The sequence below is a fragment of the Microcoleus sp. CAWBG640 genome (genome assembly GCF_020883015.1).
GTDB classification, from domain to species: domain Bacteria; phylum Cyanobacteriota; class Cyanobacteriia; order Cyanobacteriales; family Microcoleaceae; genus Microcoleus; species Microcoleus anatoxicus.
Genome location: NZ_JAHRFC010000075.1, coordinates 9,003 through 22,442, shown reverse-complemented (window position 1 = coordinate 22,442; position 13,440 = coordinate 9,003). Strand labels below are relative to the sequence as shown.

The 13,440-nt window shown below is 46.8% G+C and carries 7 protein-coding genes and 1 tRNA gene; 5 read left to right on the top strand and 3 right to left on the bottom strand.

Translation table 11 applies throughout. The features are described 5' to 3' along the window. Positions 1–881: LL-diaminopimelate aminotransferase (locus AAFP11_RS24630; protein WP_341739407.1), on the bottom strand; the 881-nt coding region annotated here is incomplete at its 3' end. A 137-nt stretch (positions 882–1,018) separates the two neighbouring features. Here AAFP11_RS24630 and AAFP11_RS24625 point away from each other — a divergent pair. The 5 genes from AAFP11_RS24625 (at position 1,019) to AAFP11_RS24605 (ending at position 10,772) form a co-directional block, all read left to right on the top strand. Next, positions 1,019–2,107 (top strand): hypothetical protein, encoded by a 1,089-nt coding sequence (locus AAFP11_RS24625; RefSeq protein WP_341739406.1) that lies wholly within the window; start codon positions 1,019–1,021, stop codon positions 2,105–2,107. Positions 2,108–2,187: 80 nt separating this feature from the next. Further along, positions 2,188–3,987 (top strand): DUF3352 domain-containing protein, encoded by a 1,800-nt coding sequence (locus AAFP11_RS24620; RefSeq protein ID WP_341739405.1) that lies wholly within the window; start codon positions 2,188–2,190, stop codon positions 3,985–3,987. Positions 3,988–4,741: 754 nt separating this feature from the next. Next, positions 4,742–8,887: a CHAT domain-containing protein gene (locus tag AAFP11_RS24615; RefSeq protein ID WP_341739404.1), complete on the top strand. Its 4,146-nt coding sequence runs from the start codon at positions 4,742–4,744 to the stop codon at positions 8,885–8,887. Positions 8,888–9,064: 177 nt separating this feature from the next. Next, complete coding sequence (gene ccsB, locus AAFP11_RS24610; protein WP_341739403.1) at positions 9,065–10,135, top strand: c-type cytochrome biogenesis protein CcsB; 1,071 nt, start codon at positions 9,065–9,067, stop codon at positions 10,133–10,135. Between the two features lie 214 nt (positions 10,136–10,349). After that, positions 10,350–10,772, top strand: coding sequence for a KGK domain-containing protein (locus tag AAFP11_RS24605; protein ID WP_341739402.1), 423 nt, complete (start codon positions 10,350–10,352; stop codon positions 10,770–10,772). A 445-nt stretch (positions 10,773–11,217) separates the two neighbouring features. Here the strand turns inward: AAFP11_RS24605 and AAFP11_RS24600 are convergent. Continuing rightward, a tRNA-Thr gene (locus AAFP11_RS24600) sits at positions 11,218–11,290 on the bottom strand. A 152-nt stretch (positions 11,291–11,442) separates the two neighbouring features. Continuing rightward, positions 11,443–13,440: WD40 repeat domain-containing protein (locus AAFP11_RS24595; RefSeq protein ID WP_341739401.1), on the bottom strand; the 1,998-nt coding region annotated here is incomplete at its 5' end.

Below are 13,440 nucleotides of genomic sequence, written 5' to 3'. Positions count from 1 at the left end.
CCGTTAAATTTAGTAGATTGACGACGATTCCACAACTTCCAAATTTCGACATCGGAACCATCTGCGGCTTTTCCAGTCAAAGTCTTTGGTACAACGGTTAAGGCACAGCGAGTACCTGTGAAACCGGCATTTTTGGAGAAAGAGCGAAATTCGATCGCACAATCGCGCGCACCTTCAATTTCGTAGATAGAATGCGGTAAACTGGGATCGGTAATATATGCCTCGTAGGCTGCATCGAAGAAGATAATCGAACCGTTCGCCTTAGCATATTTTACCCAAGCTTGCAAGTGTTCCTTGGTTGCAGTTGCACCAGTGGGATTGTTGGGGAAACACAGGTAAATTAAATCGACTTTTTTGTCGGTGGGAATTTCGGCAGTAAAGTTGTTTTCTGCTGTAATTGGCAGGTAAATGAAGCCGTCATATTCGCCTTTTTCGTTTGCCTCTCCCGTGTGCCCTGCCATCACGTTGGTGTCTACATACACGGGATAAACTGGGTCTGTAACTGCGATCGTGTTATCGTTCCCAAAGATATCGAGAATATTACCACAATCGCATTTAGAACCATCAGAAATAAAGATTTCTGAAGCATCAATATCGCATCCTCGCGATTTGAAGTCGTGCTCGGCAATTTTCTCCCGCAGCCATTCATAACCTTGTTCCGGGCCGTATCCTTTGAAGGTATCCCGCGAGCCCATTTCTTCCACCGCAGCCACCATCGCGAGGCGACAAGCTTCGGGTAGGGGCTCTGTGACATCGCCAATCCCTAGGCGGATGATTGGTGCCCCCGGATTTGCCTCTGCATAAGCCTTGACTCGGCGTCCTATCTCTGGAAACAGGTAGCCAGCTTTGAGTTTGAGGTAGTTGTCGTTGATAGTTGCCATATTTTCGATCGCTTGAGAGTCGTAGAATAGCTTACTGCGAATTGGTCGTTAACTGTGGGCTGTTGAGGCTGACAGACACTTGACAAAAAAATCAACCTGCTTATATAATTAGAATAGTTTGCAGTTCCAAAACTATTATGGATGATATCGAGTATGCCAGAGTCTATCAAGAAATGGCGGCAATGTTGGATGAATTTAATTTGGGTTGGGTAGCTCAACAAGTAGCAGATAATGTAGAGATAGGTAAAACTATTGAGGAGCGATCGCTCAAAAGAAAAACCCCGTTACTCAAGATAGAAGACTATACACCAAAAGAGCAACTTTTGATGTTGATTGATGCTGTCGAACAAGCGACAGTTCATACTTCCGAAATGGAAGATGAAATTGCTTATTTCTTAAAAGTAGAATCAGAAACTTCTCCTCTGGGTACTAAAGTTAGCTTTGCCTCATCCAGCGCCCAAGAGGTGAAAACTATCGAGTTTACTTCTCATCTGACATCCCCTCGCAACAAACAGGCGATCGCCCTGAAATACTTGCTCGAAAAACTGCCATCAGAACCGAGCAACTACATCACTAATGCCGAAATTAAAAGCAAATTAAGCGTAGCGATTAATCCCGATTTTAACGGAGCCATAGAACAAGCAAACATTTTTGATGTTTACCTATTCACCATTTTGTTAAAAGCTATTGCCAATGAAGGAGCAACTATATATTATAACAATGTTTTAGACGAAACACCCAAATATTTAACATTTAGAAAGACCCCAGGCAAAATTCACGGTAATACTCATCCCTATACCTACGCAATAGTGGAATTTCCAGACAAACCAGCCCTGGAAGTTCATCTAGCAGTAAAAGTCCAAGGTAGAGCCGGAGTTCTCCACAATTGCAACCTGTTAATGTTATACCAAAAAGAAGCGAATATCTGTCGCTTGCTTCAGCGAGAACCCCGGCACTCCCAAGTAATTTTAGCAGTGAAATCTCAGCACAACACTTCGGAACTAAAACTAGAAACTGCTGGTGCTTTTATTGGATTAGCGTCAGATATTCGCTACGAAGGTGGCAGCTATTTTATTTCTAATACTTACTCGGAAGCCGTAGCCAAGTTGCTAACTATCGCCCGCAAAAAATGGGAGTTAAACATATTTCCCAGAGCGACAAATGATGTGCATAGACTGATGTATTCATTTCAAACGATTTTTAAAGACTTTAAAGCCAGGAATTGAAATTAGGGCATTATGCCCGATGCCCGATGCCCGATGCCCATATAATTTAGGATGTTGCGAGCAACCCAACTTGACTAATAATGTTTAAGAAAGATAAATCTTCTCTCCTGTTTACCATCGGAGCGGCTACCCTCCTGATTAGTTTAGGCTTCATTACCTATTTGATCGTGATCTCCCGCGGACCAAGCAAAGATTTGCCCGCAGGGGCTACGGTTGTACCTCAAGATACGATGATGGCTATATCCATCAGTACCGATGAATCGCAGTGGAAAAGGCTGCGAGAGTTTGGCACTCCAGACTCAAAAGCCTCTTTTGAAAGACTTTTAACCGAATTGCGCGATCGCCTCCTGACAACCAACGGCTACAGCTACCAACAAGACATTCAACCCTGGGTAGGTGACACAGCAATGGTGGCCTTTTTGCGAAACAAAATTGCCATACCAGTAGCACCGCGCACACCCAATGCACCACCACCTCCCCCAGCCCAACAATCAGTAGCTATTATCTTGCCCATTGCTAACCCGATTAAAGCCAAAGAATTATTAGCAAAACCCAGACCCCTCAACCAAGGAAAAATGGTTGAGCGTAATTATAAAGGAGTCCAAGTTACAGAAACTCAAGGCATACCCGATCGCAATTTTTCGGTGGCGGTACTGGGGACAAACTATCTGGTAGTGAGCACAGAGCCCACAGCCACCGATAGAATAATTGATACCTACAAAGGGGAACCTTCCCTAGCAAAAACACCAGGGTACGAAGATGCCCTAGAACAAATCAAAAGTTCCCGTGCCTTCGGTCAAATCTACGTGAATATGCCCGTAGCAGCAGCCTTTACCGCAGCTAACTCCGCCCGCGAATTATCACCGGAAAACCTGGAAAAATTACAACAAAATCAGGGATTTGCCACCACAGCGACGCTGGATACAGATGGCATTGGATTCAAATCTATTTCTTGGCTGAAACCAGACTCTCAAAAAAGGATCGCAGTAGAAAACAACGCTCTCAAAATGTCGAACCGCTTACCAAATAATACAATCATGATGGTATCTGGTGGCAACTTACGGCGTTTGTGGGAAGATTATGTATCGGGGGCCGATGCTAATCCGATCGCCCCGGTGAATCCGCAAATTTTGCGAACTGCTCTAAAATCCACTACTGGCATGGATTTAGACAAAGACTTGATGGAGTGGATGGCAGGAGAATTTTCCCTATCCTTAATACCAGCCCCCGCGCCAAATCCCAAAGACAAATTTGCTGCGGGATTTGTATTTATGGTGGAAAGCAACAACCGTCGCGGGGCGGACAAAGCTCTCAAACAGCTTGACGATACCATGAAAATGAAAGGGTTTAGAGTCGAGGAAATTAAAGTAGGGGGTCAACCTACGACTAAATGGACATCACCCTTTGGAGGAATCACAGTTACTCGTGGCTGGATGAACGATGTACTATTTTTAACAGTAGGAGCTCCCGTGGTGGATGCGATCGTTCCGGCCCCGAAAAGTCCGCTATTAAGCAGCGAATTGTTCCAAAAAACAGTGCGATCGCAACTTAAGCCCCACAACGGCAATTTCTTCATCGACACAGAGAGTGCATTTAACCCGAAAAACCTAGCTTTACCGGAATTTCCACCCAATCAAAAAATCTGGATCGATGCGATACGGTCGATCGGGATTACAGCGGCAGTCATAGGCGATCGTACTACCCGTTATGACGCTTTTGTCAACCTCAAAAAATCCGACCAATCTAGTCCTTCCCCGAATCTCTCTCCCACTCCTTTGTCTGGTAGTTCTTCTTCTCCAACTCCCTCGGCATCCTCATCGGCATCCCCATCAGCATCCCCATCAGCATCGCCATCAGCATCGCCATCAGCATCCCCCTGAAAAACCCTCCTTAGCTAGCAACGGGCCTAGGGCGTGTTTTCTCTCCCCGGAGATCCCCCCCAACCCCCCTTAAAAAGGGGGGAGAAAGAAGCTCAAAGTCCCCCTTCTTAAGGGGGATGCGAGGGGGATCAGGATCTGATGGATCGGTTTGAAAACACGCCCTAGGGCCTCGGATTAGACTTATGGTGCACCTCACCTGGCTTTAGACCCATTTTTTTGGTAAGTCCGATCGTACTAATATCAATTCCGGTTGTATCGGAATGATTTAACCGCGAAGGCGCGAAGTACGCGAAGCAAGAGAAGAGAGAGTTTAATACAGGACGATGAAGAGAGGATTTTATATAAATCCGGGTCAATCACCCCCCCTGTTTGATTTTGGTGGCTAATTTTTCCCCTTCTCCCTCTGCTTCTCTCCTTCTCCCCCAATACACTAATAAAGGGGGTTTTTAACCCGGATTTTCTGATAATTGGAGAGCAATTTTTCAAGTCGGCTGTTAGAATGGCCGGCTTTTTTGTGTTGCGAAAAGCCAACGCCGGAAATAGCAAAAACATATTTTTGTCTTTCTTAACATAAAATGCAATAATTTTTAACTTACTTTTGGGTTAAACCCTTGTAAATACCTCATGTGGTAGATACATCTTCCACCAAGTACGAGTTAGAATTTAAACCATAGAAAATATGTCACAGGTTAAGTGCAAATGCTAACAGAAATTTTAATCAAAAATTATTATATAAATGAGTTGTTAACAAAAAATGAATACCACAAAAAATCCGACCCAAAAAATCCCCAAAAAATTCCCAAAAAATCTAACTAAACTGGCAATTTCTCTGCAAATTATTCTATTTAATTTTTACTTTTTATCTGCGAAAACACAAGCCCAAACAATTGTTCCAGCCACCGACGGCACCGGCACTACGGTCACGCCCGTACCCGTAATCGGAATCCCCCCGCCAACTCGCTTCGACATCCAAGGCGGACAATTATCGGGCGATCGACAAAATCTCTTCCATAGTTTTCAACAATTCGGACTGTCACAAAATCAGATTGCCAATTTTATTTCAAACCCCAACATTCGCAACATATTGGCTCGCATCGGTGGCGGTAGCCCCTCTCAGATTAATGGGTTAATTCAAGTGACCGGTGGCAATTCTAATCTGTTCTTGATGAACCCCTCCGGGATTATCTTCGGCAACAATGCCAGCTTAAACGTGCCGGCGGCTTTCACCGCAACCACGGCCACATCCATTGGATTTGGTTCTAATTCCTTTAACGCCACAGGCACAAACAATTACACCTCCCTCACAGGGACACCCAACTCCTTCACCTTCGCCACCGCTCAACCAGGAGCAATCATCAACACGGCTAACTTAGCAGTTAAGTCAGGCCAAAACTTAACCTTGCTAGGCGGCACGGTGGTCAGCACTGGCACTCTGTCGGCCCCAAACGGTCAAATTACTATAGCCTCGGTGCCTGGGCAAAATCTACTTCGTCTGAGCCAGGAAGGCAATTTACTCAGTTTGGAAATCCAGCCCCCATCAGGAACAGGGCCAGCCACTTCCATATTACCGATCGCATCCTTACCACAATTGCTCACAGGCATCGGCCCGGCGAACGCTACAGGAGTCCGAGTCAATGCCAGCGGTCAAGTGGTACTCACAGCCTCCAGCCAAGTAGTAGCAGGGGGCGATGTGGCTGTACAAGGTATAAATACTGGGGCGATCGCCGTGCAAGCAGCCAACAACCTGACAACTGGCAATTTGACGAGTTCCCAAGCAAGTGCGATCGGGTTGGAAGCCAAGGGCGACATTCAGACTGGCAATCTCAACTCCAACTCCAGCAACAGCAGTGGCGGCAAAATCACCATCACCAGCCGTACAGGAAAAGTAGAGACAGGCAACATAAATTCTGCCTCCACCGACAAAAACGGCAACGGCGCAAACATTACCATTGCAGCAGAGTTAAGCATTCAAACAGGGAACATAGACGCCCATTCACAAGACAAACAAGGCGGCTCAGTCACCCTCAGCGCCCGCAACGATATTCAAGTCACCTCCATCAACACCGAAGGCCCAACAGCCGGAGGAAATATTGACCTTACCGCCGGCCGTTATTTCCGAGCCACAGGCACTTTCAAATCAGAACCCAACTGCGCGCCCGGTTGCAGCCTTTCCGCTTCCACAAGCACCAGTGCTAACGCTGGGGATATCACCATTCGCTACGGTGGGGGAGCCTCTAGCACTCTGTTCACCGTCGGGCCGGACTATAACCGAGTCAATGGTACCGCTGGCATCATTGCTACGGGAGGACCTTCTAAGGCAAATGTCATTGCCAATGGAAGTTACAGCAGCCCCGGTCCTCAGATAGTACAGCCGACACGAATTAACATTACTACTTCTGTTATTTCGCCGACGCCAACTCCTGCGCCAGCACCTGCACCTGCGCCTGCACCAGCACCAGCACCTGCACCTGCACCAACTCCTGCGCCTGCACCTGCGCCTGCACCTGCACCAACTCCTGCGCCTGCACCTGCGCCTACACCAACTCCTGCGCCTGCACCTGCACCTGCACCTGCACCTGCGCCTGCGCCTGCGCCTACACCTGCGCCAACTCCAGCACCTACACCAGCGCCTACACCTGCGCCAACTCCAGCACCTACACCTACACCTGCACCAACTCCTGCGCCTGCGCCTGCACCCGTCACTGTTGTACCTGCACCAACTCCTGCACCTGCACCAACTCCTACACCAGCGCCTGCACCCGTCACTGTTGTACCTGCACCAACTCCTGCGCCTGCACCTACACCTGCGCCTGCGCCTGCGCCTGCGCCTGCACCCGTCACTGTTGTACCTGCACCAACACCTGCACCAACTCCTGCACCAGCACCAACTCCTGCACCAGCACCAGCACCAACTCCTGCACCAGCACCAGCACCAACTCCTGCACCAGCACCAGCACCAACTCCTGCACCAACTCCAGCACCTGCACCAACTCCTGCGCCAGCACCTGCGCCTGTCACAGTTGAGCCGATCGCCCCCACCATCCAAACACCAGCACCAGTCACAGTTGAGCCGATCGCCCCCACCATCCAAACACCAGCACCTGTCACAGTTGAGCCGATCGCCCCCATCATCCAAACACCCGCGCCTGTCACAGTTGAGCCGATCGCCCCCATCATCCAAACACCAACACCAGTCAATGTAGGGCCTAACGCTCCCATCATCCAAACACCAACACCAGTCAATGTAGGGCCTAACGCTCCCACCATCCAAACACCAGCACCAGTCAATGTAGGGCCTAACGCTCCCACCATCCAAACACCAGCACCAGTCAATGTAGGGCCTAACGCTCCCACCATCCAAACACTAACAGTAGCAACAGTCTCACCTCCGGCAGTTTCAGTTAATGGGATACCTGTTGTGCCTGCCGTCGCGCCCATTAATCTCGACACCATACCCAAACCGACTCTGCCTCCCACACTCCCAGTGAATCCCCTACCGATCGCAAATCCTGTATTTTCCCCGAACTCACAACAGCTTTATCAAATATCTAATTCCTTACAACAGCCAAATTTACCTTCAGCCACCAATATCAATACTTCTAATTGGCAAAGGAACCTTGACGCAGTTATTTTTCCCATAGAAGAAAGATTGACCAGGGATTTTGTCAATTATCTAAATTTGCCATCGACAAATGCGATCGCTACCCTAGAACAGGCTCAAAATAAGCTTAGTAGCATTGAAAAATCCACAGGCATTAAACCAGCTCTGATCTACATCACTTTTTTACCCAAAGGTAATACTGTTGTCGATCGCTCCTACAGCGGTTCTTCAATCTTGCGAGTAGAACAGCAAATTCAAAACAGCGAGGAACTGGAACTAATACTGGTAACTGCTTCTGGCGAACCAATTCGCCGCAGGATACCCCTAACCTCCCGCACCGAAGTCCTAGCCTTAGTTCAGAAATTTCGCAATGAAGTTACTAATCCGGTGAAGCGCAATACTAAAAGTTATTTGCCTGTTGCTCAGCAGCTTTATCAAATGATGGTAGCCCCCCTCGATGCCGATCTCCAAGCGCGAGGCATTAACAATTTATCTTTTATCTCAGATCTGGGGCTGCGATCGGTCCCCATGGCCGCCCTCCACGACGGGAAAGGTTTTCTGATCGAACGTTACAGTGTCGGCTCGATGCCCAGTCTCAGTTTGACCGATACCAGCATTAGCAATTTCAAAAACACCCAACTTCTGGCAATGGGGGCATCGCAATTTGCCGATATGAGTCCTTTACCTGCGGTGGAAATAGAGGTGTCCACCATCGCTCGGCAGGAGTGGCCAGGCAAGTCTTTCTTGAACCAAGCTTTCACTCTGGCAAATTTGAAATCCCAGCGCCAGCAGCAACCCTTTGGGATGATTCACCTGGCTACCCACGCCGAATTTAGATCGGGAGACCCCAGCAATTCTTTCATTCAATTGTGGGATACTAAATTGCGCTTAGATCAGTTGCGACAAATGAACTGGCACAGCCCCCAAGTTGAACTGTTGGTTTTGAGTGCTTGCAGGACTGCTGTGGGCGATCGGGATGCAGAGTTGGGCTTTGGCGGGTTAGCGGTGCAAGCAGGTGTTAAATCGGCTCTGGCTACTCTCTGGTATGTGAGCGATGAGGGGAGTTTGGGATTGATGTCCGAGTTTTACAGCCAGTTAAAAAATGCTCCGATTAAGGCAGAAGCCCTGCGGCAAGCACAATTAGCGATGTTGCGCCAAACCGTCCGCATTGAAGGGGGAGTGCTGCACACTTCTTCTGGAAGCTTGCCTCTGCCACATTCAATACCCAACACAGGCAGTGGGAATTTTTCTCATCCCTATTATTGGTCGGCTTTTAGAATGATTGGCAATCCTTGGTAGTTAACATTATTCGATCGACTCTCCCAAGCAACCGCTAACACCACAGCACACTCACAGTCCCCACTTCTGAAAAAGTCGGGGATCTAAAGCCCGTCTCCATCACCCAAAAATCCCGAATCCCAGTACGATCGATCTAGTTAGTATCAAACAAATGAAAACTTTACCGGGGTAATTTTTATGGATCTGGTTGTATTCCAGAACTGGCTGGACAACATCTCCTTTGCCGTTCTCCTCTCAACAATGCTCGTTTACTGGGTTGGGGCTGCTTTTCCCGGCATTCCCTATTTGTCAGCCCTCGGCACCGCCGGAATGGCGATCGCCAATCTTTCCATTGCCGCCCTACTCGGTGCTCGATGGATAGAAGCCGGCTACTTCCCTCTGAGCAACCTTTACGAATCCCTATTTTTCCTCACTTGGGGAATCACCGCCATCCATCTAGTCGCGGAAAACATGAGTAGATCGCGCTTAGTAGGAGTAGCCACATCCCCCGTAGCCATGGCAATTTCCGCCTTTGCAGCCCTCACCCTGCCCGCAACCATGCAGTCGGCGGAACCCCTAGTACCAGCCCTCAAATCCAACTGGCTGATGATGCACGTCAGCGTCATGATGCTGAGTTATTCAACTTTAATGGTAGGAGCGCTACTGGCGATCGCCTTTTTAGTCGTCACCCGCGGTCAAAAAATCGAACTCACCGGCAGTTCCTTCGGTACCAACGGCAATCGCCACAGCAACTACCGCCTCCAACGCCCTCAAAACCCCGAACCTCAAATTGCGGCCACCGCAGCCGACAGCGGATTAGCATTCAGCGAACCCTCTTTCAATTCCACCAATAACGGTTCGGCAACCACCGCAGTCCTAGAACTAGCAACAGTTCAAACCTCTTCCCACCATCAATCTCAAACCGCAGAAATTCTCTCGCCCCAGCGCTTGAATCTCGCATCAACTCTTGATAACATTAGCTATCGCATCATCGGTTTAGGATTTCCTTTACTGACTATTGGCATTATTGCCGGCGGTGTTTGGGCCAACGAAGCTTGGGGTTCTTACTGGAGTTGGGACCCGAAAGAAACCTGGGCATTGATTACTTGGTTAGTGTTTGCAGCCTACCTCCACGCCCGCATCACCCGCGGCTGGCAGGGAAGACGCCCAGCCATCTTAGCAGCCACAGGTTTTGTGGTGGTTTGGATTTGTTATCTAGGCGTTAATTTGTTAGGCAAGGGTTTACATTCCTACGGTTGGTTTTTCTAATAAAAACCATTAATAGTTATTGTTGCTGAGTTATTTGTTATTAGTTATTTTTGATTAGTAGCTGTTAATAAATAACTAATAACAACACCTATAAATCAAAACTAGACAGTTTATTGTCATTTTTGTTAGGTTAATAACTGCTAACAAAACACCACTAGAAACAGCAGAAAATCAACATCGAACACTCAACTATTTCCTGAAATTACAATAGATTATGAAACCCTCAAAAGTTTTTCTAAGAGAAGACGATGTTTTGTCTACTCCCGCCAGCGCTTTGATGTATCAATGTACTTTCAAAGTTAGCGAATTTTTGACTATTATGCAGTCAAAACTCCTAGAAGAAAGATTGTTTTTAGACGGTATGGATTGCGAACTTTTGAGTGCAGGTAAATCCTGGACAAAAGGAAAAGTCAGAGTGCGCCTGGAGTTTTACACCGACGAACAGGAAATAGAACAAAAATCTCTTCCGGCTGCTTCCGAGGACTCAGATACCGCACCAGAAAACACCCAAAATATCACGTCTCCAGTTACAGAAAATGACGGCTCAAATATCCAAGATTCCACAGAAAATACTACTAACTTTCCTAGGTATAGGTATCGCAATAACAACCGTCATAGTGTAGGAATGTGGAGCTAAAAACCAGTATAATTTAGTTGGTTTTTAGTTGTTGTTTGTTGTTTATTGGTTGTTGATTCTTGTTTCTCAGAACTCATAACCAATAACTAAAAAAATCTTCCCAGACTCTAGCCAGCACTGACTATAGCCTTTCTCAGTTAGGTGGGTAATGGGTAATGGGTAACACCCCCCTGACCCCCCCCAGGGGGGGAAGGGCATTACTAATTACTAATTACCAATTACCAATTACCAATTCTCTTCGGGTGCCACCAGAATTGATAGAATATCAAATCCTCTTTTCATCCTCCTGTATTAAACTCTCTCTTCTCTTCCTTCGCGTCCTTAGCGCCTTCGCGGTTAAATCATTCCGATACAACCGGAATTAATATAAAAACAAAATACAGTTTAGGGCTACTTAAAATTAAAAAATCGTGAACGCACGAGGCTTTCACGAATTCTTTTTTAAAGCTGGTGACAGGATTTGAACCTGCGACAGGCTGATTACAAATCAGCTACTCTACCAACTGAGTTACACCAGCAACATAAACTAATATAGCAAACCGATCGCCATTAGCGCAACCCCCCCAGCCAAGTTTTTTTTCTAATTCGCCCAAAAGCCCTCCCCACAAAGGCTGAACCCCAATTATCTTTCTCAGAAGCAAACACAAACTGTCCACCAACTGCCAACCGACTAATCACACCGCCAAATCTTAATCGTCTCATCCGCACTTCCACTGACCAGTATATTGCCCAAAGGTGCGATCGCCACCGAATACACCGTACCCCCATGACCCTTAAGAGTGCTCAACAACTCCCCAGTCTGCAAATTCCAAATTTTCACCGTATTATCATCGCAGCCACTAGCCAAAGTCAAACCATCCCCACTAATCACCACCGAATCGCCCCGACTCACATAATTCTGCAAAATATGCACACCCTCATTACTCCCTAAAGTCCCCACACCATTATCTTTGTCATAATTAAAATTTAAAATCCGCAACAAACTGCCAGTCTGCAAATTCCGCAACTTAATCGTATAATCATTACTAACACTAGCCAGAATCTTGCCATCAGGTCCGATCGCCACAGAATTCACCCCAACATTCAACCCCGAAAGAGTCCGCAACAACTTACCAGTTTCCACATCCCAAATCTTACTCGTGGCATCAGAACTCCCACTAGCCAAAATTTTACCATCCGGGCTAAAAACCACCGCATTCACATTATCAGAATGACCCTTCAAAGTCCGCACCAACTCCCCACTACGCAAATTCCAAAGTTTAATCATATTATCCGCCCCACCACAGCTAGCAATTACTCGCCCGTTGGGGCTAATCGCCACGGAATTCACCTCCATAGAATGTCCCGGAAAAGTACACAGCAACTCGCCATTATACAAATTCCAAAATTTAATAGTCTCGTCCGAACTACCGCTGGCTAGAATTTGCCCATCCGAACTAATAGCCACAGAATTTACTCGATCGGAATGTCCAGTCAGAGTACCAATTAATTCCCCGGTTTCTAAATTCCAAATCTTAATAGTTTTATCCCAACTACCGCTAGCCAAAGTTAGACCATCAGGACTAATCGCCAAAGAATTAACAAAAGATGAATGTCCCGGTAGCGTGTGTACGCAGCGCCATTGATGATTTTTTAACTTATAAGCTAATTCCTTTGCCCGTTGCGATACCGCCAAGGCTTCTTCTCTACGTTTGAGTTCAGTCTCCTCCAAACGCTTGCGTTCCGCCTTAGCTTTGGCTTCTCGAAGTGCCAGCCGTCGCATTTCCCCCTCATAGGCTATTCGCTGGTGTTTCTGAATTTCTTTGAGAGTTTCAATGTATGGCAATTCCCAATCTTGAGAAAACCATTCTTGAGCGAATTCTTCCTTTAAATTGAATAACTGAGGTTCGTGGGTAAAATCGATATTAAGATAATACAAATCTGCTAAAAAGGCAGCCAATAATTTGTGAATAATCACAATAATCTGCCGAATAATCCGCAGGCTCATTTTTGAATCTTTACCCTCTGCTTCCAACTGATGGTAAACTTCTTCCCAATTCCAAGGCTGCATCGCCACTAAAGAAACACTTTGATTAATCACTCCCCAAAAACCGACATGAAAATTCACTTCATAGTCGCTGATATCGCTATACAATATAGCTGTAGGCACTGGAGACAACACAGTCTGTAACCGCTCCACATCAATATCAGAAATGGGCTTTTTGAAATAATCTCCGTAAAACTGAACAGGACACAAATCTCCGTACTGAGGATAGTGTTGGTTCAAAAAAGCTCTCAACTTACCAGGAAGTTCGATATTCAGATTGTGGCGAAAGGAATCAGGGCAATCTTGGCTAATTTTGGCAGGAGCGACTAATAACAGCAATCGGTGTTGCTGCTGCTGCAAAATTTGTTCAGTTTCCTGCCTGCTCAAATTAGAAAACCAGTTGTCTCGGTCCCAAACAATTTGGATTTCGCTCAGCTTAACTCGAATTGCTTCTGCTTGAAACTCGCGCATTAATTCGCGACATAGCCGACTAATTGCCCGTCGGTCTCTCAATTCTTCTGCCTTAATTCGATTAGCGCGTTCTTCTTTGACCCATTCTTCATTTATATTGGCTATCTCCATTAATTCTTCTTCTCTAGCCTGGTGTCGCTGCAAATATTTAACCTGTGCTTTAATCCAGCG

What these genes read in the sequence shown, in the direction of transcription:
- AAFP11_RS24625 (WP_341739406.1), top strand. Translation starts at nt 1,019, where the DNA reads ATGGATGATATCGAGTATGCCAGAGTCTATCAAGAAATGGCGGCAATG.
- AAFP11_RS24620 (WP_341739405.1), top strand. Translation starts at nt 2,188, where the DNA reads ATGTTTAAGAAAGATAAATCTTCTCTCCTGTTTACCATCGGAGCGGCT.
- AAFP11_RS24615 (WP_341739404.1), top strand. Translation starts at nt 4,742, where the DNA reads ATGAATACCACAAAAAATCCGACCCAAAAAATCCCCAAAAAATTCCCA.
- ccsB (WP_341739403.1), top strand. Translation starts at nt 9,065, where the DNA reads ATGGATCTGGTTGTATTCCAGAACTGGCTGGACAACATCTCCTTTGCC.
- AAFP11_RS24605 (WP_341739402.1), top strand. Translation starts at nt 10,350, where the DNA reads ATGAAACCCTCAAAAGTTTTTCTAAGAGAAGACGATGTTTTGTCTACT.